The 22901-nt window shown below is 33.8% G+C and carries 24 protein-coding genes; 3 read left to right on the top strand and 21 right to left on the bottom strand.

The annotated features are described in order from the left end of the window. Positions 1-73 precede the first annotated feature (73 nt). The 6 genes from H8911_RS08200 to H8911_RS08175 all read right to left on the bottom strand — a co-directional run bounded on the left by H8911_RS08200 (position 74) and on the right by H8911_RS08175 (position 4856). A complete protein-coding gene (locus tag H8911_RS08200; RefSeq protein ID WP_186999305.1) occupies positions 74-1147 on the bottom strand; it encodes a relaxase/mobilization nuclease domain-containing protein in 1074 nt (357 codons plus the stop codon). Then, complete coding sequence (locus H8911_RS08195) at positions 1134-1544, bottom strand: plasmid mobilization protein (RefSeq protein ID WP_369410301.1); 411 nt, start codon at positions 1542-1544, stop codon at positions 1134-1136. The genes H8911_RS08200 and H8911_RS08195 overlap by 14 nt, the downstream gene beginning before the upstream one ends. A 231-nt stretch (positions 1545-1775) precedes the next feature. Then, complete coding sequence (locus H8911_RS08190) at positions 1776-3212, bottom strand: DNA primase family protein (protein ID WP_186999304.1); 1437 nt, start codon at positions 3210-3212, stop codon at positions 1776-1778. Next, positions 3196-3579: a plasmid mobilization protein gene (locus tag H8911_RS08185; RefSeq protein WP_186999303.1), complete on the bottom strand. Its 384-nt coding sequence runs from the start codon at positions 3577-3579 to the stop codon at positions 3196-3198. Before H8911_RS08185 ends, H8911_RS08190 begins: the two co-directional genes overlap by 17 nt. Next, positions 3580-4647 (bottom strand): site-specific integrase, encoded by a 1068-nt coding sequence (locus tag H8911_RS08180; protein ID WP_186999302.1) that lies wholly within the window; start codon positions 4645-4647, stop codon positions 3580-3582. It abuts the gene before it with no gap. 5 nt (positions 4648-4652) lie between these two features. Beyond that, positions 4653-4856 (bottom strand): helix-turn-helix domain-containing protein, encoded by a 204-nt coding sequence (locus H8911_RS08175; RefSeq protein WP_117572152.1) that lies wholly within the window; start codon positions 4854-4856, stop codon positions 4653-4655. A 198-nt stretch (positions 4857-5054) separates the two neighbouring features. Between H8911_RS08175 and H8911_RS08170 the strand changes: the two genes are divergently transcribed. Continuing rightward, complete coding sequence (locus H8911_RS08170; RefSeq protein ID WP_117572153.1) at positions 5055-5720, top strand: helix-turn-helix transcriptional regulator; 666 nt, start codon at positions 5055-5057, stop codon at positions 5718-5720. A gap of 67 nt (positions 5721-5787) precedes the next feature. Here the strand turns inward: H8911_RS08170 and H8911_RS08165 are convergent, their stop codons facing one another. Further along, positions 5788-6108, bottom strand: a complete 321-nt coding sequence (locus tag H8911_RS08165; RefSeq protein ID WP_186999301.1) for a hypothetical protein — start codon at positions 6106-6108, stop codon at positions 5788-5790. A 16-nt stretch (positions 6109-6124) separates the two neighbouring features. Continuing rightward, positions 6125-6775 carry a hypothetical protein gene (locus H8911_RS08160; protein WP_186999300.1) on the bottom strand — a complete coding sequence of 217 codons (651 nt, stop codon included), beginning with the start codon at positions 6773-6775 and terminating at the stop codon, positions 6125-6127. Between the two features lie 127 nt (positions 6776-6902). Between H8911_RS08160 and H8911_RS08155 the strand changes: the two genes are divergently transcribed. Together H8911_RS08155 and H8911_RS08150 are read left to right on the top strand one after the other, a co-directional pair. Beyond that, positions 6903-7262 carry a BlaI/MecI/CopY family transcriptional regulator gene (locus tag H8911_RS08155; protein ID WP_117572155.1) on the top strand — a complete coding sequence of 120 codons (360 nt, stop codon included), beginning with the start codon at positions 6903-6905 and terminating at the stop codon, positions 7260-7262. Between the two features lie 5 nt (positions 7263-7267). Further along, positions 7268-8470 (top strand): M56 family metallopeptidase, encoded by a 1203-nt coding sequence (locus H8911_RS08150; protein WP_369410300.1) that lies wholly within the window; start codon positions 7268-7270, stop codon positions 8468-8470. Between the two features lie 210 nt (positions 8471-8680). Here the strand turns inward: H8911_RS08150 and guaA are convergent, their stop codons facing one another. The 13 genes from guaA to pyrE all read right to left on the bottom strand — a co-directional run bounded on the left by guaA (position 8681) and on the right by pyrE (position 22684). After that, complete coding sequence (guaA, locus tag H8911_RS08145) at positions 8681-10228, bottom strand: glutamine-hydrolyzing GMP synthase (protein WP_117572157.1); 1548 nt, start codon at positions 10226-10228, stop codon at positions 8681-8683. A gap of 47 nt (positions 10229-10275) precedes the next feature. Next, a complete protein-coding gene (locus H8911_RS08140; RefSeq protein WP_186999298.1) occupies positions 10276-11775 on the bottom strand; it encodes an HAD-IA family hydrolase in 1500 nt (499 codons plus the stop codon). Between the two features lies 1 nt (position 11776). Continuing rightward, on the bottom strand, positions 11777-12898 hold the full coding sequence (locus tag H8911_RS08135) for an Mbeg1-like protein (RefSeq protein WP_186999297.1): 1122 nt from the start codon (positions 12896-12898) through the stop codon (positions 11777-11779). 52 nt (positions 12899-12950) lie between these two features. After that, positions 12951-13907: a GNAT family N-acetyltransferase gene (locus H8911_RS12735; RefSeq protein WP_255466333.1), complete on the bottom strand. Its 957-nt coding sequence runs from the start codon at positions 13905-13907 to the stop codon at positions 12951-12953. 8 nt (positions 13908-13915) lie between these two features. Then, the gene (gene tsaD, locus H8911_RS08125; protein ID WP_117925283.1) at positions 13916-14917 is read right to left on the bottom strand and encodes a tRNA (adenosine(37)-N6)-threonylcarbamoyltransferase complex transferase subunit TsaD; all 1002 of its coding nucleotides are present in this window, start codon (positions 14915-14917) and stop codon (positions 13916-13918) included. Positions 14918-14926: 9 nt separating this feature from the next. Next, entirely contained in the window at positions 14927-15361 is a 435-nt protein-coding gene (gene rimI, locus H8911_RS08120; protein ID WP_186999296.1) for a ribosomal protein S18-alanine N-acetyltransferase, read from the bottom strand. After that, positions 15358-15951, bottom strand: coding sequence for a tRNA (adenosine(37)-N6)-threonylcarbamoyltransferase complex dimerization subunit type 1 TsaB (tsaB, locus tag H8911_RS08115; RefSeq protein ID WP_186999295.1), 594 nt, complete (start codon positions 15949-15951; stop codon positions 15358-15360). The genes rimI and tsaB overlap by 4 nt, the downstream gene beginning before the upstream one ends. After that, positions 15944-16396, bottom strand: coding sequence for a tRNA (adenosine(37)-N6)-threonylcarbamoyltransferase complex ATPase subunit type 1 TsaE (gene tsaE, locus H8911_RS08110; RefSeq protein WP_040466346.1), 453 nt, complete (start codon positions 16394-16396; stop codon positions 15944-15946). Before tsaE ends, tsaB begins: the two co-directional genes overlap by 8 nt. A gap of 123 nt (positions 16397-16519) precedes the next feature. Next, positions 16520-18232 carry a DUF8451 domain-containing protein gene (locus H8911_RS08105; RefSeq protein ID WP_186999294.1) on the bottom strand — a complete coding sequence of 571 codons (1713 nt, stop codon included), beginning with the start codon at positions 18230-18232 and terminating at the stop codon, positions 16520-16522. Next, positions 18229-19590, bottom strand: a complete 1362-nt coding sequence (locus H8911_RS08100; RefSeq protein ID WP_186999293.1) for a replication-associated recombination protein A — start codon at positions 19588-19590, stop codon at positions 18229-18231. Before H8911_RS08100 ends, H8911_RS08105 begins: the two co-directional genes overlap by 4 nt. A gap of 78 nt (positions 19591-19668) precedes the next feature. Beyond that, the gene (locus tag H8911_RS08095) at positions 19669-20235 is read right to left on the bottom strand and encodes a cytidylate kinase-like family protein (RefSeq protein WP_118011139.1); all 567 of its coding nucleotides are present in this window, start codon (positions 20233-20235) and stop codon (positions 19669-19671) included. Positions 20236-20495: 260 nt separating this feature from the next. Further along, entirely contained in the window at positions 20496-21875 is a 1380-nt protein-coding gene (locus H8911_RS08090) for an ATP-binding protein (RefSeq protein WP_369410299.1), read from the bottom strand. A gap of 149 nt (positions 21876-22024) precedes the next feature. Then, on the bottom strand, positions 22025-22684 hold the full coding sequence (gene pyrE, locus H8911_RS08085) for an orotate phosphoribosyltransferase (RefSeq protein WP_117925298.1): 660 nt from the start codon (positions 22682-22684) through the stop codon (positions 22025-22027). Positions 22685-22901: the final 217 nt, after the last annotated feature.

Here is a 22901-nt window from a genome sequence, read left to right as displayed (position 1 = left end):
ACGAATCCATAGCCATTGCGGTTATGAATCACCAAATCAATATGAGAATAATTATTATTCAAAACATTAGAATTTAAAATTTATCTATTTTATGAGTCCTTTTTCTTGACGTAGTACCAGATTCTAGTTTTTCTAATGTATCAATATCATTTTTTGCCATGATCGTTGTTGCATTTGTGATAAGATCTAGCTTTCTACATTCTTTTCGCATTTCTTTTGAAAGCTTTATTTTCGTTGCAGAATAATGGGGAAGAATACCTAACAACACTTGAAATTTGACTACTTCTTTCATGAAACCTTTAAACATTCCACTTTTATATTGTCCATAAATACGATCTGCATCTTTTTGTTTGTAAACGATCTTTAGTGAAACATATCTAACTTCTTCTGTTTCTATTCTCTGTTCAATACAATCCAAAGAATATCTTTGTCCCAGCAACAACAATGGTATTGGCTTATCATAATTAGGATGAACTACACAGTCCAGTCCTTCCACTTCTTCAAATGAATATCCTTCCAGCTTCATGTCTTGAACAAAATCTTTGACTGTAAATGCACGTATACAGGCAGCATCTATGTCTTTTTTTATTTCTCGAATATAGCTCCTAGCCGAATAATACTGACTTCTAGATTGTCCTTTTCCTTGTGGTTTTTCCACTATACTCAATCCGTATTCTTTACATATTTCATCTGAAACTTCTCTTAACTGATAAATGTCTTTCATCGAATTATGATATCTTTTACCATCAACAATCGATATCGGATTCAATACAATATGATTATGCGGATGATCCTTATCCAAATGTGTGCATACGACAAACTGATATCTATCTCCATATAATCTTGTTGCGGTTTCAACACCAATTTCATGAACTGTATCTGCATTTGTTTCGTGTGGCTTAAATGATTGTATCGCATGATACGCAATAATATTGGATGTATCGTGAAAAACATCTTTTAAATTCATCATACTTGTAAATGGATCATTGCCAGAACAGTTCACACAAGTCATATATTTCTGATTTTCTGTAGCTTCATTTCTTGAAACATACGATCCAAGTTTATCGATCGTCTTATCTTCATTAGATACATATTCAAGAACATGATCTAATCGATTTTTAACACTCCATATCTTAGTTGTTGCCATTTGAATTTCCTTTGATCTGATCATTAAGATTCTTCAAAACCTGATTGAGCAACAGCTGATTTTTAAAGATTTCATCCTTCAAAATAGATTCATTACCGTTTAATTTTCTTGCGATCTGATTTAGATTTGTTCCCACATGATTTACTTCATTTATTAATTTAAAATAATCCACATTCAATCTTTCCTGAATCTTTTTATTCAGAATCGAAGATAAGATATACTCCTGTTTGGATAATCCTGACCTTTCAATCTTACTCAAAACTTTAGTATATTCATCCCCGTTCAAACGCACCGTCATTCGATGTTCTCGTTTTCGCGTCATATTTGATGACCTCCCTTCTGTATATGGGTGACCATATGCGTTGCTTGCTAATACATTTTTTTTATCCTTCCAAATAATTTATGACGGTATGACGATTGGAAGGGTATACCCCCAAAACCGTCACACCGTCACCATCAAAGTGACTCGTCTTCTATTTCATTTACCTAGTTTTACTGGTTCTCACATTTCTTCTATCTTCTACCTACCGAAAAAAATACCTGTCGTTTGAAAAATAACCAGGTACACTGGTTCTAATACATATCAAAATCAGAACCGGGTAACCTGGTTATTTTAAATATAGTGATTTTATAACGGTTCATATCCTCGAATATGTTTTCCATTCTCATCTTTATAAGAATCATTCTTTTTATAAGAACTTCTTGAAACCAGTGCAAACTGTGATGAGAATGTTGATAGTGCTTTAGGTTTGATTCCTTTATCTCTACACCAAAATAAATAGTTATCATAGATTTCTCTAGTAGGAGTAAATCTTTTTAACGGTTCCATCTGAACATAGTATCCATACAATGGTGAAGATACATCCAAAAACATTCGTTCCATTTCAATATCATCTTCATCTCTAGCGAAGCAATCAACTTTCTTCAATTTTAAATATCCTTCATAACACCAATTGAAAATGCCAGAAAGTTCTTTAGAAAGTTTATCTTCAAGATTGCGATCGATCTTTTTTTCTTCGGGCAGTTTTGGCTCATCTACAAAATGAACCTCAAACATAATCGTAGACAGTCTACGCAATATTCCTTGATTGATTGCGCTTGAAAACAAGATATCATTCATCGCAAAAATCAATTTTGCTCTTGAACGAAAGCTAATAAAATCTTTTCCCTTATAACATGCACTAACGCGATCTCCGGCAGATAATCTTTTTAATTCTGAATCTCCACCTTTTAAAGAAGAGCCTGAATCCTCACCTAGATTTAATAGTGCAGACTCCAGCTGAATCAGTTGAAACTTGTCGTACATATCTACAAGTTGCAGATGTGTCACATTCTCCTGGCCAAATACATTTGAAATAATATTCATAAATACGCTCTTACCATTTGCTCCTGTACCATAAAAGATAAAACATTTCTGCAGATGACAATCACTCATCAAAATATATCCACATAACAATTGAAGTTTGTCATAACGATATTGTTTTCCATTGCATATATCCATCACAAATGCAGCCCATTCTTTTGATTTTTTGGTTTCATCGTAATCATAAGACATTATGATTGAACAAAGATCCTTAGGACTATGTTTCTTCAACAAACCCGATTCAAGATGCAACGTACCATTTTGAAAACATATAACATCTTTTTTATTGAATTCCTCTTCTGTTATACATTCATCTTTCAATAACTTCAAAATTGAACGCACCTTGTTTCCCTGTTTCCATTTTCCCAAAAAATCACCAATCTTTTTAGAAACAATTTCATCTTGCGTATACTTCCAATATTTACCTGTATAAAGATAGAATCCCCGACCCTTTAAATAGCGAATATTCCATTCCTGCAATATCATATTTACAATAAATCCCTCTTTGGGAGATTTTAAAAGCTGTGCATAAATAGACTTTCTCCATCGAGCATCTATATCTTCCCTTTGAGAAAGTGCTGTTTCAATCACATACATATCTTCATCATTCACAAAACACACATTTCGAAATAGATATTTCTTCAACTCATCTTTACACACAATACTTTCTATATTCGCTACAATTTCATCTAATAATGACATCTTCTAACCAGTCTTCTTCCTGAGTGAATGCAGAAACTTCTTTTTGTACAGGCTCATTTTCTTTGATCACTTTCGATAATTCAGAAAGCAGAGCATGACACTCATCAATCGTTTCTTCCAATTGTGTTGAATTTACTTCCAGCATCTCCAGCTTCATTCGAATCTTTTTCAGTTCTGAAGCAAGCCGATTACTTTCAAAGCAGCCACCACTTAGCTCAATCTTCTGGCCTAGAAAAGTATTCATAAAATACTTTCTTCTTGATAATCCTGAAATCTTAACTCTCTGATTGATTCTTTGTGCTTCCTGTGCAGTTACTCGAAAAGCTATTGTGACAGGTCTTTTGCGATTCTTATTTAATCCTGGCATCTAAAATTCACCTTTTACCCTTGCTTCAATCGCATCTGCAATTTGTCTTTGTTTATTTGGATATAAATGTCCATAAGTATTCATGGTTGTCTGTATCTTTTCATGTCCCAAACGATTTGAGATTGCCAAAATTGGAACCTGCATTTCAATCAAATATGCTGCATGCGCATGACGAAACGCGTGGATACGCAGTGGCTTTAATCCAGCCTTAACTGCACTTGTTTTCAAGGCATGATGGATTGCTCCTTTAGACATCCTGAAAATTGGCTTGTTCGGATTTGGATTATACAATGAATCCATATACTCCTTTAAAATAGCAGCCAAAAAATCAGGAATCGTGATCTTTCTTTTACTCTTTGGTGTTTTAGGATCCGTAATAATTTCTTTACCCTTAACGACCTGCAACGATTTATTCACATCAATATACTTTTCGTCAATATGAATATCATTAGGTGTCAGCGCTCTTAATTCTCCTAATCTCATGCCCGTCCAGTAAAACGTCATAAAGATCGTATAAACCGTTTGATTGTTCATTGTTTGCTCGATCAGACGATCAAACTCCTCTTTTGTATAGAACTCTACCTCATCACCATGTTCCTTTCCAATGGAACCAGCTATACGTACTGGATTATTTTTCAATCCATAGTATGCTACCGCATGGTTGAAAAGTGCACTAAGTTGATTGTTCAATGTTTTTTGATACGTTTCTGAATATCCTCTTTCAATCAGCTGATTCTGCCATTTTCTTACCATCGACACTGAAATATCATCCAGTCCATAATTGCCAAAGAACGGAGTGATATGTACTCGTAAATATGTTCTCTTCGTCTCGTACGTTGTTTTTCTTAATCGAGGTTGTAAATCTTCTAGATATACATCCACATAATCAGAAAACTTCATTGAAAGGTTCTCGCTCTTTTTAAGCTCATATTCATTTAGCCACTTCTTTGCATCCGATTTTCTTTTAAAACCACGTTTCGTTGACTTCTTACAATTTCCCATCGCATCCTTTACACGAAACTGCACATCATACTTTTTCGTCTTAGGATTTAACGTAATACTTGCCAATACGATCAACTCCCTTCTTCATCCCTGTTTGATTTACTGGAATAACAAATATCGTTAAAATACTCCACTGGCAGTTTTCCAGAAATCACTAGCTTATGCATACTCTTTAATTCTTGATTTCCTTCACGAATTATTGTGTAAGCCTTGCTTTTAGAAACACCTAATATTTCAGCAATATCCGCAGCACCCAATAAAGCCTTGTCCGACATATACTCACCTCCTTGCCTGATATGTATCTTCACTGCTTTTTTAATTTGAGGAAAGCATCGTCATAAATATACGCATTTCTTATATTTATAATATATTCTTATACTTCGCAATTTGTCAATAAGTATTTCATATATTTATAAGTTTTTCTGATATTTATTTTTTGAAATGATACAATATATTCAACAGGAAGTGATTATATGGAAACAATGGGACAAAGAATCAAGAAAACTAGAAAAATGATGAAAATGACGCAGGTTGAATTCGCAAAATTATTAGACGTTCCTCAACCTTCCATTTCTGCTTATGAAAAAGATAAATATCTACCTTCATTTGAAGTCATAGGAAAAATCATGAAAGAATGTAATGTATCTTTTGAATGGCTAAACGGATACAATTCTGTTCCAGACTCAACATTAACAGTCACGGATATAGGTAATATGATCAGCCAACTATTTGAAATAGACAGCCTTTCATTTCAGGTGGAAGCTGAAAAGAGTCATAGTTCTTCTAAAAACAAAAGTGAATGTATACATCCTAAAGTTACTTTTACATTGTTGAATAATGATGCTCTTGGCGACAATCTAATTTCCTATTTATATGAGATGCAATCCGTATGTTTCGATTGCTCAAACCACCTGATTTCAGAAGAAGAATCTTTAAACAAGAAATCACAAATATATGAGAAATATATGATTCCAATCTCATTCAAGAAATACAGAGAAACGTCAGAAAAAGAATTGATGGAAACACAGGTAAAAGCACTACAAAAAAAATTGAATGACGAAAAAGAATCAAACAACTCCGAAGAAAAATTCACAGTTATCACAGGTAACATCAATAATCTTAACGACAAAAACGAATAAGGATTCAAAAAAAAAAAAAATATACCATACATATCATGTGTATGGTATTTTACATAGCTAACCTAAATTATTGATCGTCAGACTCTACCTGTCGGCTTTCTAAGATTTCCTTTGCTTCTTTAACAGTAATTGCACTTGAATCCGTTTCACTATTCAAGTAGATCTCTTCATTCCCATTTTGTAAGTAAGCTTCTCCACCTAGAAAGCCATCCCCTAATGGAATCACTTTTTCATCATCATCACATCCAGGAAAATAGCCTACATCCTCATTTGTTTCATTCACTTCTTCAACATTAACCGGTTCTTCACTCGATCTTGCAAAAGCAGGATAAGCCGAAACAGCAACTAGACCAATAAACAAAGGAATTAATAATCGAAGCTTTTTCATTGTTTCACCTCCATCTTTAAATATTGACTACATAGTAATAAGTCCCTTGTAAAGGTGAATACGTGTAATAAATCATTCCACTTCCCCCACGACTTACATATTGTGTTTGATTTTTTTCTATTACCGTCCCTTGCAACGAACCATTTTTTGTACCTACGGCTTCAGAGTAATTTCCTATTCTACCTGCATCTTTGTAACTTGTCCATCGTAAATATGTTCCTGAACCCGATGAAGCTTTAAAAAAGTAACCTCCAAATCTCCAACCAGTTCCACTAAATTCGCTTGATTGATAATGACTGTTGGGTTTTAGTGTTAAAGTCTTTGTTGAGCTATCAGGCACATTTGAACCTCTTGCAAAATTAGAAGCAGAACCCTCCTGTATAATTTTTTTAGCATCCTTTACTGTTATCGAATTAGGATCATCAAAACTATTATATTCAACTGGTTCAAATGTCGGATCATTTTCATCCGTTACCGTTGCCTCTCCATATAGAAATCCTCCATCCTCTAATTCAACAACCTTATCATTATCATTCAAATCTCCAAATAACACTTCAGTGTTTTCTTGATTTACAGGCTTTGCACCGAGCTCTTCTGCAAAAACAGAACATGTTGTAAATCCTAGTGCTGCCACTAAAGCAAATGCAAGTAAAGTTTTGTATTTCATTTATATTCACCTCTCAATGTGTTAGAAAACGTTTTCCTATCAAAAATATACCACGCTATTATTTTTTTACAAGTGTTTTATTTATTTTTTGTATATGTTAAAATATAAACGAAAGAAGGAATAACTCATGGAACAACTAACAAAAAAAGAAAGAACTATAATGGATATTTTATGGAATGCCGATTCCGCATTATCAGCTAGTGAAATCAAAGATACATCACCCGACTTAAATATCAATACCGTTCAACAAGTTTTGCGTAACTTATTAAAATGTAAATTTATAGAAGTAGATGACGTTGTTTTCAACAAAAAGTCTCTAACTCGAACATATAAGCCTTTAGTTTCTCAAACTCAATATATATCTGCTTTTATTAGCGATTCGAATCGTTTTAAACTACTATGCGGATTAGTTGATGAAGAAGATGATTTAGATTCTTTAAATGAACTTCAAAAGCTAATTGACAAACGAAAAAAAGAAATTAGGTGAATTATATGACATTTATTTTGTCAACATTACTATCCACATTAATTTTGACAAGTTGTATGATATTTATTTTTGATTTTTGTATTCATAAACAATGGAACATGAATCAAGTATTCTTCAGATTATTTTTGTTGATCATATTCATAAAACTATGTTTTCCATTTGAAACCAAGTTATCAATTCTTATCCCTTTAGATAAGATTATGAATCCACTAATCGATATTCTTCAATATAAACTATTCAATCAGATTTACATGTACCATTTTCTACTTTCTGTTGCTATAATTGGAAGCATCTACCAATTTACAGAACTAATGAAACAAATCAGAGAATGTAATTACATCATTCGCGAGATAAGAAAAAAAGGTAATCGTATAGTAAATCCTGATTATGAAATTTATCAAACATCCTACATCAATACACCGATTGTTATAGGATTACAAGGAATCATTTTAATACCTGAAAATCTGAACAACGAAGAAATTGATTATGCACTTAAACATGAAATAACACATATTTTACACAAAGATAATTTCATCAAGTTCATTGTAAATGTATTTAAAATCCTATTTTGGTGGTTTATTCCAATATATATTTTTAACAAGCAGTTGGATCTTTATCTTGAACTTCACGCTGACAACAAAACTATTGAAAATCTTGAAGAACACCAAAAACTAGATTACCTGAATTTTCTGATTAAAACGAAAAAACAAGCAATCAAATCTTCTACAACTGTTTTAAGTTCAAACTTATCATTCAATAGAAAATCAAATCTGAATTACCGCATAAACGCTATTCTTAATAAAAAGACTAGTCCGACTATTTTCGTATTTCCTATGCTAATTATAATGATTTTTCTTAACTTTTTGATTTTGACACCTTACTACACAGAATCAAATCTAACAAAAGGCACATATGAAATATCAAAATCTAATGCATACATATTGGTAAACGGAGGAGAAAAACAATTAGTCGTAAATACGGATGGAGAAAGTTTTATATCTCCAATAAAAAATTATTCACTTTTAAAAAAAGAAACTGACTTAAGAGAAAAAAATTCTCTATATATACCTGATCATGCTTTAGACAATGTAAAAAACATGACTCGATGGAAATATAAAGATGTAGACGGGCATTTAAGCAAGAGAAAATTCAATGCTTATAAAAACATGTGGGATTCAGATTGGATTACATACGATAAACAAAATTAACAATAAATAAAAGCAGATCAACTGTCCCTAATAGTACATGTGAATCTGCTTTATTATTTTGCTCTAATTTTGGTGCTTTTTTCTTATACAGTCATATGAATTATCGGTTCCCGATAATTCATTCAATAATTTATGTACTCATTTTGTACTCACAGCCAAAACCGGCATATAAAAAAACCCTTATATAAAGGACTTTTTGTGTTTATTGAATTATTCAAACTCGATTGTTCCAGGAGGCTTACTAGTAAGGTCATACATTACACGGTTAACCCCACGAACCTCATTGATAATACGAGACATAACTTTATTTAATACTTCATATGGAATCTGAGCTGATTCTGCAGTCATAAAGTCAATTGTATTAACAGCACGTAAAGCGATGGCATAATCATATGTTCTTTCATCACCCATAACACCTACTGAACGCATGTTTGTCAATGCTGCAAAGTATTGACCGATTGAACGGTCTAATCCAGCATTTGCGATTTCTTCACGATAGATAGCATCTGCATCTTGGACGATTTTTACTTTTTCTTCAGTTACTTCACCAATGATACGAATTCCTAAACCAGGTCCTGGGAATGGTTGTCTGAATACCAAGTATTCAGGAATACCTAATTCTAAACCAGCTTTACGAACTTCATCCTTGAATAAGTCACGTAATGGTTCAATGATTTCTTTGAAATCTACGTGATCAGGAAGTCCACCAACATTGTGGTGAGATTTAATTACAGCAGATTCTCCACCTAAACCACTCTCAACAACATCTGGATAAATCGTTCCCTGAACTAAGAAATCAACTTTTCCAATTTTCTTAGCCTCTTCTTCAAATACACGAATGAATTCTTCACCAATGATCTTACGTTTTGCTTCTGGTTCTTCAACACCCTTTAGCTTTTCATAATATCTTTGTTGCGCATTTACACGAATGAAGTTTAATTCATATGGACCTTCTGGGCCAAATACAGCCTCTACTTCATCCCCTTCGTTTTTACGAAGTAAACCATGATCAACAAATACACATGTCAATTGGTTACCAATTGCTTTTGATAATAATACAGCTGCAACAGAAGAGTCTACTCCACCACTAAGGGCACATAAAACTTTTCCATCTCCAACCTTTTCACGAATAGCCTTAATTTGTTCTTCAACAAAGTTATCCATTCTCCAATCACCACAGCATCCACAAACACCACGAACGAAGTTATATAACATTTTTGACCCTTCTTGTGTATGTAATACTTCTGGATGGAACTGAATTGCATATAATCCTTTTTCTGCATTTTCACTTGATGCACAAGGACAGTTATCTGTATGAGACGTAATTTCAAAACCAGGTGCTACCTGTGAAATATAGTCAAAGTGTGACATCCAGCAAATTGTTTTTTCTGATACCCCCTCAAAGATTTTAGAAGAAGTCTTATCCACAAGAACCTCTGTCTTACCATATTCACGGTGATCCGCTTTTTCTACTTTTCCACCCAATACATGCATCATCAATTGTGCGCCATAGCAAAGACCAAGAACTGGGATACCCAATTCAAATAATTCCTTTGAATATGTAGGTGAATCTGCCTCATAACAACTATTTGGTCCTCCAGTTAAGATAATTCCCTTTGGATTCATAGCTTTGATTTTTTCTAAATCTGTTTTATATGAATAAATTTCACAATATACATTGCACTCACGAACACGACGTGCAACCAACTGATTATATTGTCCTCCAAAATCAAGAACAATGACTAATTCTTTTTTCATTACGTCCTCCTATTAATTTCTCAAAAATATTATAAAGTAGCAACCAATTATTTACAACGCTTTAAATAATCAATTATTTCATTTAAATCCTTACAAGATTCTTGGATATACTCCTTCATTTCGTCATCTGGCGCAATCTGATCTTGAATAAAAATGGATTGCATCTTCGCATTGGCTGCTGCCATAATTCCATGCTTACTATCCTCTAACACTAAACAGTTTTCTGGCTTTACATCTAATCTTTCAGCTGCTGCCAAGAAAACATCTGGAGCCGGCTTTGAGTTATATCCCTCTTTAGAAGATACAATCACATTTGGACTTAACACAAAGCCTGCATGCGACAAGAACTTTTTAATAGCCTGCGGATGTGAACTTGAAGCCACCGCATAAGGAATCTTATTCTCTTCAATATACTCAATTAAATTCTGTAATCCAACCATATTGGCACTACCAGGCTCTTTAAAATATGTAAAGAAATAATCCACACGCTCTTCCTGAATTTCTTCCATAACTCTTGTCACACCTGGATACATCATTTCAAACTCTGTAACCTTTCTTGAATCACAACCAATTAAAGGTTCCGGAAAATAGTCTGGACAAGAAACGCCTAATTCTTTAGCCTTCTCTTTGAACTCATCCTTAAACATCTTTTCCGTATTAAACATCAAACCATCCATATCAAAGATGACTGCTTTAATTTGTGGCTTTCTAAAATATTCAATCAAACATTGCGTGCCTAAATCACTCATACCACGATCCATTAGATCCACATATTCTTTGATGACACGATTTACACCATACAAAGGAAAATTGGCCTCTTGTACTGCAATTTTTAAATCCTTCACAAAATGCTTCACATAAAAACCAGGCGCATAATCATTCTCTAACATCTTCTTACCTTGGAATTCCAATTGTTTAGATCCAGCAGCACCATTACGCAAGAAGCGATACACGAAAGATTCATCCACATCTTTACAATTCAAATACGACATGGCCTCACAAATACCTTGTAACGTATTCGCAATCATGATTTGGTTCGCCATCTTGACATGTTGACCACAACAAGCCTTGCCACAATACTCAATTTGTGTTCCAAACGCTTCAAAGATTTCTTTATTTGTTTCAAAATCCTCTTTGTCTGCACCAACCAAAACAGTTAGAGTACCATTTTTCGCTCCCGTATCTCCACCAGTCACTGGCGCATCCAATACATGAACACCCAATTCTTTTCCTTTTGTATACAATTCTTTAGCTAACTTTGGACTTGAAGTCGTAAAATCAATACAAGTTTTACCCGCTTCAATACAACTAAAAATCACATCATATACTTCTTTAACATCACTAGGAAAACCGACCATTGTACAAATCACATCTACATTGGATGTCAAAGACTCAATCGATTCTTCTAAAATGGCACCTGCATTTTTAGCTTGTTCTACCCTTTCTGGATGTCTTGCGTACACATGCACTTCATAACCCTTATTCAATAAATGAATAACCATTGGCTGACCCATAATGCCAGCACCAATCCAACCTATTTTTCTCATTTCACTTTCTTCCCTTCACTAATATTGGAGCGGATTGCACCGCAATAAATTTCACAACTTCAAACATAAACTTAATTTCTTCTGCATTCAATTGACGAATCTCCTTAATTCCAGACAATGCCTGTTTAAATGAAAATTCAGTTAAATCCGCAATCGTATAAATTTCCATACGATCAAATAATTCTCCAATCAAATGACAATAACGCTCTTTTTCTTCCAGTGGACGATCCATCAATAACTTATTTGCATATTCCAATAAATCATCACTCTCTTTTGTGAGTGCATCACAATAATTAAAGTCTTTTATATCCACACTCCACATAAGCGTATCATGCTGAACTAGGCCAGAACCTTGAGCATCCATGACTTTTGTTTGTTCTCTATGATCTAAAACACGACCCACAATACTATCCTTAGGAATATAGTTTGTAATCTTAGACACATCCTCATCACCTTGCCAAAAACCATCCGCAAAGCCAGGCCCATCAAAACTTTTCACACCCTCAATATATCCCTGTAGTTTTGGATTTTTTAAATAGGCATACATCGCCAGATTTCCACCCTTCGAATGCCCCGTCAAATACATCTTTGGATAGATTTTTTTCTTTTTTAATCCAAACAAAGAATTCGTTTCAGGAATATCCGCAATAGTTTCTTTGACATAATCCCTCGCCAGGATTTGACAAGGAAGATCCTTGCTATAGGTCATCATTAAATTTTCTTTCCATCCCGTAATACTACCATCCGTACCACTAAAAGAAATAACGAAAGATCCATCTGGCAACACAAGTGTTACCACACTAAATTGAATCACATCTTCATCGCTATAGACTTTTTTATAGTTCTTTAACTTTATATTTCCATAACGAATCGTATCTTGCAACGCATCAATTAAATGTGGAAGATTCATTGAAAATGTATACTTACTTTTTAATTCCTCTTCACTATATAAAGAAAGATATTTACGACATGCTACCTCTAAAGAAACCTCGTCCTTTTCCACAATGCCATCCCAATCCACATAAGATAGATCGGCACATACTAACATATCCACCTCATTAAAGGGACGAACAGAAAAGTCGATATCTCTTCTTAAACGTACATAATTTAATAAGTTTTCCATAGTCAACCTCACTACAACGATTTTACAATATACAAAAGGATTAGCCAAATGACTAACCCAATTTTTTCGATAATTTTATATAATGATCTGCATTTGAAAGAATGTCAGAAACCTGAGATTCTGAAGTCTTTTTAATGATTTTAGCCGGTACTCCAATCACAACACTCTTTTGTGGAATCACCATATTTTCAGGCACAACACAACCAGCACCGATGATACTATGCTTTCCTATATGAGCTCCATTTAAGATAATAGCACCCATACCAATAAGCACCTCATCCTCAATCGTACAACCATGCACAATAGCCCCATGACCAATCGTGACACGATTACCAATTTTTAATGGATAACCACAATCCGTATGCAAAACACACTGATCTTGAATATTGGTTTCCTGCCCAATTTCAATCGTTTCTTCTTCACTACGAATCACAGCGTTATACCAAACACTTGAACCTTCACCAATTGAAACATTACCCAAGATAGTTGCATTACTTGCACACAAAAAATCCTTTTTAACCTCATCCAGTCTCTTACAAAGCCAAACCACACCATGCCACGCATCAAATTTTATACCACAAGAAGGCAATGCCCCATACATAGTAAAGCCATGCTTTTTATGAAAAGCTATACTTTCTTCATTCGAATCTGTAATACATGAAATGATCCAACGTATGTTTAATTTTCTACAATCCGCTTCAAGCTGATCTAGCATTTTTGAAGGCAAACCATAATGTTTTCCTTCTTTAAAATAAATAGTAAGTTCTATACAATACTTATACGCCTCTTTAGAAAAAGCAGGGTGCACATAGCCATAACCAATTAAAACATCATTATTAAATGCGACATAAAATGGATTTGTCTTTGAAATTTCCACCATATGTTCTTTAAATACATCAAAAGAATCTGGCACAACATCAAATATAGCTGTACTTGTCTTTACATAATATACATAGATTGGATATATACTTTCTAAATCTTTTTCTTGAAGTAAACGTAACTCTTGCATAAAACCTCCTATTGAATTTCTAAACTTGAATCGGCTGTTAAACTTGCATCTCCTCTTCTTCCAGAAAGATAGGCGATGGTTCCTGCAACACCAATCATACTTGCATTGTCTGTACAACAATACATTGGAGGCACTGTAAACTCAACTTCTGGATATTCATTTCTTAATTCTTCTACTTTTTCACGAAGTCTTGAGTTAGCACTTACTCCACCACCTACAACGAAATGACGAATATCTTTATGATCATCAAGTACAGCTCTTACTCGAGAGAAAATTTCATCCAATGCACATTCTTGGAATGAACAAGCCAAATCTGCCATATCAAATGTCTTGCCCTGTCTTTCCATACGCTTTGTAAATTGTAGAACACTACTCTTCAATCCAGAAAAACTAAAATCATAACGACCTTGTGTCTTCGGTTTTGCCAGTTCATATACCGGCTTACCTTCTTTTGCCAATTTATCAATTTTAGGACCACCAGGATATCCAAGACCCAACACACGAGCCACTTTGTCAAAGGCTTCTCCAATCGCATCATCCTGTGTTTCTCCTAAGATTTCAAAACTTGTTTCATCCTTCATATAAACAAGTTCTGTATTTCCACCAGAAACAACAAGTGCCAACACAGGATATTTCATATCCACCACTAATTCATTGGCATAAATATGCCCTGCCAAATGATGTACAGGAACTAATGGTTTGTGGTAGGCAAAAGCCAAAGTCTTGGCAGCTTGCACACCAACGTGTAAACATCCAATTAAGCCAGGACCTTGCGTAACAGCAACCGCATCCACATCTTCCATAGTGATATTGGCATCCTTCAATGCTTTTTCAATACAATACGAAATATTTTCTACATGAATACGACTCGCAACTTCGGGTACGACCCCACCAAATTCTGTATGCACATCAATTTGACTTGCGACTACACTCGATAGTACTTCCTTTTTATCTTTGACAACCGCAACGGCTGTTTCATCACAACTACTTTCAATTCCGATAATAATCATACAATCCTCCTACAATGCCAATGTCATCACAATAGCATCTTCTCCATCCGGATAATAATTCTTAGATACATTGACTTGAATAAAGCCCATTTTTTGATATAAATTCAAGGCTGCCTCATTACTAGCACGAACCTCTAATGTCATATATTCACAAGCTGCTTCTCGAGCTCGATCAAATAAATGCATCATCAATTCTTTACCATATCCTCTTTTTCTTAAGTCAGGATCGACTCCAATACGAGCTAGCTGCGCCATTTCAAATGTTTCCCATAAAAAGGCGTAGCCAACAATGGTAGCTCCATCTTCTAAGATCCAACCATGAGAAAAGGGATTCTCATTCAATTCATATAAACAATCTTTTTCTAGCCAAGGTTGTTTAAAACAAGCTTGTTCAAGTTCTAAAACACGAACAAGATCCGTGTCTTTCATTTCTTTAAAAATCATGCTTTATAAGCATCACTTTCTTTTAAATATTGAGGAACTAAAGCATGTACATTTTCAATTGTACGACTTGCTACCTCCATAAAATTCTTCAAGAAATCACAACTTGCAGCTTCTTGATTCACCAAATAACCATCTCCATATAATGTTCCAGGATGTTCATTTAAGAAATCTTCCAATTGATCGACTTCTAAAATTTGTGTTTCACCAACAACAACACCCTTTTCTAAATGTGCTACATACGCCCTTTTACTACGTGCATCCAAAATAACATTGGCACTTTCATCCATGCCCGCAAACAACTGCATTGTACTAATACACTTTAATGTTTTATGCATTTGTGTACAAAATACTTTCGCAATTGTCATCGCAATACGAATACCTGTATAAGAACCCGGACCATCTGTAATGATTACTTCATCTACGTCTTTGTAGTCTAAACCTGTTTTTTCAAACAATTGATTTAATTCCACAAAAATCGTTTCACTTTGTTTCTTGAACGCTTCAATAGATACACCATCAATCAATGTTCCATCTTTATATAAACCTAACACTAATGCTTTATAAGCACTATCCATACATAAACTAATCATGATATGCCTCCACAATACTTTTTGATACAGGACCCGTATATTCTAATGTCACTGTACGATTTTCATCGATACCTTCTTCAAAAGAAATTTTGATATGATCTTGTGGCAATTGATCTTCAATAAATTCAGACCATTCTACTACAGTAATTCCTTCATCAAAACAATCTTCAAAACCTAAGTCCTGACATTTTCCTTCCAAACGATACGCATCAATATGATGGAAAGGGACTCCACCTTCTTGTTTATAATCCTTTAAGATTGTGAAGGTTGGTGAATTAATCACATTCTTTACACCCAAAGCTTTCCCGAAACTTTTTGTCCAAGTCGTTTTACCTGCACCCAAATCTCCATCTAATGTAATGACTAATTGTTTATTTCTGCAAAGATCTGCCATTTTAGTGGCAAATTCCTGTGTTTCTTGTAAACTATGAATTTCTATTTTCATGTAATCCTCCAAGTTTTGTTTGTATCTCATAAAGTGGTTTCCACTTTTTTTGAGTGGTTTCCACTTTTTTGAGTGGTTTCCACTTTTTTTGAGTGGTTTCCACTTTTTTGAGTGGTTTTCACTTTAATACTCCTTTATTTCATAAAATACACTATTCTTAATTCTAGTTTTTTTCAACAGATTTTTATCAAATAATCTTTTTAGAGCCTTATTAGCCCCTGATATGGATGAAATATTAGTCAACTTTATAACATCTTTAGATGTAATTTTCTTATTATTCTTTAAATATTCTAATATTTCTCTATCTGTTTTATTCAAATCTTCATCTGATTCCAAAGATGAAATCAAAGATACTCCATACTTTTCATTTATGCTATAGGTTGTCCATCTACCATTTTGGTTTACTACCAACATTTCTTTTTTTACTAAATCAGATAAATATTTACCAACTTCAACAACATGTGTGTTAAGCAATAATTGTATTTTCTCATTTGTAATTTCCTTATCCATATAAGTAATGCTTAAAATCATTTGTTCTTCTGCTTCTAACAAGAAATAATCCTCTTTAAATATTTGCGATAAATATTCTGTTATCTCTTGAGGCAATAAACTTATCATATGTAAATGCAATTCAACACATGATAAGTTTTCATTTTCTAAAAGTTCTGGTTTTCTCCAATTTTCGGCTTTCCACGTCTTTAAAATCATAGGGAATCCAGAACCAATATTCTCACCATATCCAATCATCCTCAGCATTGTTTGTATTTTAGGATTTCTCGCAACTGAATTTCCACCTTCATAAATTTCTTCAATAGATATTTTTAATCTACCTGGATTAGAAAAAATAAATTCATTATTTTTTTTAATTATCTTTAAAATTCCAGCTTGATGATAATCACAGTGAATAATACTATTCATCATTGCTTCTCGTATAGAGGCATGTACTACTGTATCATCTTTCCGTTGAAAACCTTCCAAAACAAAAGGTCGTTTTAAATCAGACACTAACTTAGGTAATACTATCTTAATAAAATTGTAAATGTTATTTTCCCATGTTCCATCATATGTCAAACGATCTGACCATCTTCTGTCTCCAAACAAATTTGTCATATCTAAAAAATCAAAGCGAAAATTCTCTAATCGTTCCCGTATAGAGAGGCCTTTCCCAAACATCAATAATCCCGCTAACGTCAATCCTTCTTCTTTTGTCCCTCTGTTTACTGCATATCCGCCAAGACTTCTCAAAAAGTTTTTATTATCCAATGAATTCCATACATGATTGGGATTATGTACCTCAAATGCGTTCCTATACATCTGCAAAGTATCTCCATCAATATCTTCCATTGTATAGCCTGATAACAAGGTACCATCGCTCCCTTCATCGCTAGCATCTCGAAAGAATGATTTTATCTCACTTTCTGTACAATGATAATCTCCTTCATAATTTCTTTTATATGTTCCTTTCATAGGATTTCCGTTTATATAAACTGGTCTATGCTTGTAATCGGCACGAGGTACATGAATTATGACAACACTTTTGCCATCAATACATTCCTTACGAACATCTTTCTCCAACAAAATATTTGAACTTACTTTATCGCTTGAAATTGTATCCCAAAAATCTTTTATTATTTTTTCAGGACAATCTACTCCAACAATCTCAAAATGATTGTTTTTGGATTCATCAACCCCTAGATATATAGTTCCACCATTTGTGTTTGCAAAAGAAGAATATGTTTCCCATACAGATTTTGGTAAAGAATTTGACGCTTTTTTACATTCTACTTCTATACTCTCACCATATTGTAATTCATTCATTAGCTCATGTGGTTTCACGATTTTCCTCCTTTAGGATTTTGCTTAATCATACGATTCCTATGCACCATCGCCTTGATTTGTTTAATCTGCGCAAGACGATTTCGCACCTTCACTTCAGAACCCTGATCACTTGGTACATAATATTCTTTACCAACTAGAGCATCTGGAAGACATTGCATATCCGTCATGTGATATTCATAATCATGTGAATACTCATATCCTTTATTATAGCCTAACTCTTTCATTAACTTTGTTGGCGCATTACGAATGTGTAAAGGCACTGGCTGATCTAATGTTTTTAATGCGTCACTTTTCGCATTATTATAAGCCACTTCTAAAGCGTTTGATTTTGGAGCCAAAGCCAAATAAACAGCTGCATGCGTTAAATGTACATTGCATTCTGGAACACCCAAATAGTGACATGCCTGATAGGCTGCCACACAGATTTCTAAGGCCCTAGAATCGGCCATACCAATGTCTTCACTAGCCATACGAACGAGTCTTCTTGCGATATATAAAGGGTCTTCTCCAGCCTCTAACATACGTGCTAACCAATATACAGCGGCCTGTACATCGGAGTTTCGTACACTTTTATGTAGAGCAGAAATAATATTATAGTGTTCCTCCCCCTTTTTATCATACAATAACGACCTTTTTTGAAGGCATTGCTTCAAAATATCCTGTGAAACATGAATACCATCCAATTCACTTGGACTATTATAAACAACCATCTCTAATGTATTTAAACAAAAGCGGGCATCCCCACCTGAAAATGCGGCAATCGCCTCTATATCTTCATCCGTAATATGTATTTTTAAATTGCCTAATCCTTTTGAGCTGGAAATAGCACGAATAATCAAATCTTTTAAGTCATCCGTATTTAGACTGTTTAACACAAACACTCTACACCTAGATAAAAGGGCGGAATTGATCTCAAAACTAGGATTTTCTGTTGTAGCACCAATTAGAATGATACTTCCCTTTTCCACATAGGGTAAAAATGCATCTTGTTGCGCCTTATTAAAACGATGAATTTCATCTACGAATAATATTGTTTTTTGTCCCAAGGCCCTACGCGTATCGGCCTGTTTCATAACTTCCTTGATTTCTTTAATGCCACTAGTAACAGCTGAGAAATCCACAAAATAACTCTTTGTCTGATGGGCAATAATACGTGCCAATGTCGTTTTTCCTACTCCAGGTGGACCCCAGAAAATCATCGATGTCACCTGATCATGTTCAATCATTTGCCACAAAAGATTTCCCTTGGCAACAAGCTGTTTTTGTCCTACATATTCATCCAATGTTTCCGGACGCATACGATCGGCTAAAGGCCTTGTATCTTCTTGTATTGAAAATAGAGAATCTTGTTCCATATGTTTCCTCCGTATGTACTTTATTATACACCACACAAAAGAAAAAGTGTTTGACCTTAATCAAACACTCTTAAATTTCTACATAGCACTTTCAATTATTTCCACACATTTATCAATACCCAAAACACCACTGTCTAAACACAATTGATAGTTTTTAGCATCTGCCCATTTACGATCCGTGTAATATTTATAGTAAGCGATACGACGTTTATCTTTGTCTTTGATTCGTTTGTCTGGTGCAAATTCATTTTGCCCATAAACCGATACAACGCGATTTTTGCGATATTCAAAATCCGCATGAATAAATACATTCAATACGTCTTTACGATCACGAAGAATATAGTCTGAACATCTTCCTACAATAACGCAGTTTCCTTTATCGGCCAATTCACAAATTACATTTCTTTGTGCAATATAGAGTTCATCCGATAAGTTATATCCATAATTATTCCAAATAAAACCAAATGTACTTGTGCTTGATGCATCTTCCCCATTTTCTTCAATATACTCTTTCGCAAAGCCACTTTCTTGCGCAATTTGTTGCACAATTTCATAATCATAATAAGCATAGCCTAGTTTTTCAGCTAATTTCTTGGCAATGGTTCTTCCGCCACTTCCAAATTCACGTGTAATTGTAATTATCATAAGGGTACCTCCTAATATACAAAAATCGAGCCTTCTACAACTGGATTTATATCCCGTAAGAAGACTCGTTGTTGTAGACATTTTACCAAAATTATTAAGTTTTTGTAAGAATTATTATTTGTCTTTTCCTTAAAGTCATGATGCAGCATATTATATACACCATCACCTCACTTTTGTACACTGCACTATCTACTTCTATTTTAATTCAAAATAGGTTCGATGTAACGTAAAATATGAAAAAAGAATAGAATCTTTTGATCCTATTCTAAAGCATCACTAAATGCTGCACATATCATATATGGCGGAATACAAATTATATTATCTTTCCTTGCTAGATTCTTTGGATGAACAATATATGGTGTTGCGATTTTCTTACCAAATAAATCTTTAAATTTATCTAAAGACGTAGCTGAATAATTCTTTGAAGATTTTACTTCGATTGGAAATACTTTTAGATTTGTTTTACTCTCATTTGATAATAAGAAATCAATTTCAATATCATTTCTATGTTTTTCCTTATTATACTTTGTATAAAAATAAAGCTTTTTTCCCATAGAAGTAATCATTTGCGCAATCATATTTTCATACAACATACCTTTATTCAAAGATAATTTATCATTCATGATTTGTTGATACAATCTTGAAGAACTCAACTCATTTTCACTAAATGCCAAACTCACTAATAATCCTGTATCGCCCATGTAGCATTTCACATAAGAATCATCCTTATTTAACACAAATCCTACATTTGGGTCTGTGCATTTATAACATAAATTACAAATCATAGAATCGTCTAGCCAAAATAAAGGCTCATCATACCTGTCAAAACTACGATTAGATTCTCCTAATTCAGATAAAACAACCCTTTTTTCGCGTGTGGATAAATATCCTGGAATATTTTCAAATAGGGCAGATACCCTTGAATTGTATCTTTTAGCCGCTTTCCTAATATCATCACGATAGAGTTCAAGAATATCTCTTTTTTCCACATCTGCCGCGTAAAAATCTTTATTCCCATTTTTATAAGCTTTTAATGCCTGTGGCATTCCCCCAACCAGCAAATATTCTTTAAATAAATACATAGCCTTCGCATGCATTTTTTCATCTAAAGGCTTTTTCTTATCCCAACAATTTTTGATATATTCAAACAATAATTCTTCACCCATATAGATTATGAACTCTTCAAAATCTACAGGGTACATACGAATCTTTCTTTCCTCGGATGGCAATGTGATATTTTCAACATTTTCTTTAATTGAAATCAAAGAACCCGTTTCTAAATAGTCATACCGACCATCTTCAACCAAATATTTAATGGCTTGTCTAGCTTGAGGAAATCTTTGAATTTCATCAAATATAATCAACGATTCCCTTTTAAACAATCGAACATTCATTTCCAAAGAAATAATTTGAAAAAAAGTATCCAAATCATTTAAATTATCAAAAGCTTTAATAATCGTCTTTGAAGCCTTGTTGAAATCAATTAAAACATAAGATTTATATTCATTTTGCCCAAACTCTTCTGCCAGTGTAGATTTTCCAATACGCCGAGCTCCTTCAATCAACAATGCTTTGGATCCATTTGTTTCTTGTTTCCATTTCAAAAGTTTAGAATAAATCTTTCTTTTTATTTCTATCACGATATCTCCTTTATATAAAATATTATATACCACAGGTACCGCAGTACGCAAAGTATTTTAGTAAGGAATATACCGCAATACGCAAAGTGTTTTTATGCAAAATATACCGCAATGCGCAAAGTAATTAAAAAGAATAGAATCTTTCGACTCTATTCCTTAGCTCCATATTCTTCATAATATGCATCAATTCTTGATTTTAATTCAGGATCTAATTTATCTCCTAAATATTCAATTACTTCCGGCATTGACACGATTGCAGCTGTTGGGAAACCATATAATTCACTAACTTCCGTTAATGCAGTCTTTTCACCTTTTCCCTTTTCATTACGATTTAAAGAAACCATCAATCCAACGATTTCAACATTTGCTGCACCACGAACCTTCGGCACTGTTTCTTCCATTGATTTTCCAGATGTCGTAACATCTTCAATCATAACAACGCGATCTCCATCTTGCAGTTTTGTTCCTAAGAAACTTCCCTTGTCAGCTCCATGATCTTTTTCTTCTTTACGATCTGAACAATAACGAACTTCCATTCCATATAAATTATCTAATGCGATTGTCGTCGCAACTGCCAATGGAATTCCCTTATATGCAGGTCCGAATAATACATCGAAGTCTTTACCATATTGATCAACGATTGCCTTTGCGTAATATTCACCTAATTTTTTTAACTGGTTACCTGTAACATATCCACCAGCATTCATAAAGAATGGGGATTTACGTCCTGATTTTAGTGTAAAATCACCAAATTTTAACACTTTAGATTCCAACATGAAATCAATAAACTCTTTTTTATATTGTTCCATTTTCTTGCCTCCACTTTTACAGAAATTCTATCATACTTCTGCACAATTTCCCATAATTGTATGATTTTTAAATGATAAATAGTATGGTAGTATAAAGCAGAGATAATATGAAGTGACCTCCTATTGTCAATACGTGGATTACGACTCATAATTGAATTGATTAAAAACACTTATGGTGTCGATGCCATAACACAATAGGAGGTCACTATGAAAAGTA

This window comes from Holdemanella hominis (genome assembly GCF_014306155.1).
GTDB lineage: Bacteria > Bacillota_I > Bacilli_A > Erysipelotrichales > Erysipelotrichaceae > Holdemanella > Holdemanella hominis.
The sequence above is the reverse complement of the archived record's forward strand: the minus strand, read 5'-3'. Positions and strand labels throughout refer to the sequence as shown.

Excerpts from the sequence above, each read along its gene's own strand:
- rimI (WP_186999296.1), bottom strand. The coding sequence starts at position 15,361 with ATGATTTTTAAAGAAATGAAAGACACGGATCTTGTTCGTGTTTTAGAA.
- pyrE (WP_117925298.1), bottom strand. The coding sequence starts at position 22,684 with ATGGAACAATATAAAAAAGAGTTTATTGATTTCATGTTGGAATCTAAA.
- H8911_RS12735 (WP_255466333.1), bottom strand. The coding sequence starts at position 13,907 with ATGCAAGAGTTACGTTTACTTCAAGAAAAAGATTTAGAAAGTATATAT.
- H8911_RS08175 (WP_117572152.1), bottom strand. The coding sequence starts at position 4,856 with ATGTCGGACAAGGCTTTATTGGGTGCTGCGGATATTGCTGAAATATTA.
- tsaB (WP_186999295.1), bottom strand. The coding sequence starts at position 15,951 with ATGATTAGTTTATGTATGGATAGTGCTTATAAAGCATTAGTGTTAGGT.
- guaA (WP_117572157.1), bottom strand. The coding sequence starts at position 10,228 with ATGAAAAAAGAATTAGTCATTGTTCTTGATTTTGGAGGACAATATAAT.
- H8911_RS08100 (WP_186999293.1), bottom strand. The coding sequence starts at position 19,590 with ATGGAACAAGATTCTCTATTTTCAATACAAGAAGATACAAGGCCTTTA.
- H8911_RS08185 (WP_186999303.1), bottom strand. The coding sequence starts at position 3,579 with ATGCCAGGATTAAATAAGAATCGCAAAAGACCTGTCACAATAGCTTTT.
- H8911_RS08160 (WP_186999300.1), bottom strand. The coding sequence starts at position 6,775 with ATGAAATACAAAACTTTACTTGCATTTGCTTTAGTGGCAGCACTAGGA.
- H8911_RS08190 (WP_186999304.1), bottom strand. The coding sequence starts at position 3,212 with ATGTCATTATTAGATGAAATTGTAGCGAATATAGAAAGTATTGTGTGT.
- H8911_RS08150 (WP_369410300.1), top strand. The coding sequence starts at position 7,268 with ATGACATTTATTTTGTCAACATTACTATCCACATTAATTTTGACAAGT.
- H8911_RS08200 (WP_186999305.1), bottom strand. The coding sequence starts at position 1,147 with ATGGCAACAACTAAGATATGGAGTGTTAAAAATCGATTAGATCATGTT.
- H8911_RS08135 (WP_186999297.1), bottom strand. The coding sequence starts at position 12,898 with ATGGAAAACTTATTAAATTATGTACGTTTAAGAAGAGATATCGACTTT.
- tsaD (WP_117925283.1), bottom strand. The coding sequence starts at position 14,917 with ATGATTATTATCGGAATTGAAAGTAGTTGTGATGAAACAGCCGTTGCG.
- H8911_RS08155 (WP_117572155.1), top strand. The coding sequence starts at position 6,903 with ATGGAACAACTAACAAAAAAAGAAAGAACTATAATGGATATTTTATGG.
- H8911_RS08095 (WP_118011139.1), bottom strand. The coding sequence starts at position 20,235 with ATGATAATTACAATTACACGTGAATTTGGAAGTGGCGGAAGAACCATT.
- H8911_RS08170 (WP_117572153.1), top strand. The coding sequence starts at position 5,055 with ATGGAAACAATGGGACAAAGAATCAAGAAAACTAGAAAAATGATGAAA.
- H8911_RS08165 (WP_186999301.1), bottom strand. The coding sequence starts at position 6,108 with ATGAAAAAGCTTCGATTATTAATTCCTTTGTTTATTGGTCTAGTTGCT.
- H8911_RS08140 (WP_186999298.1), bottom strand. The coding sequence starts at position 11,775 with ATGAGAAAAATAGGTTGGATTGGTGCTGGCATTATGGGTCAGCCAATG.
- tsaE (WP_040466346.1), bottom strand. The coding sequence starts at position 16,396 with ATGAAAATAGAAATTCATAGTTTACAAGAAACACAGGAATTTGCCACT.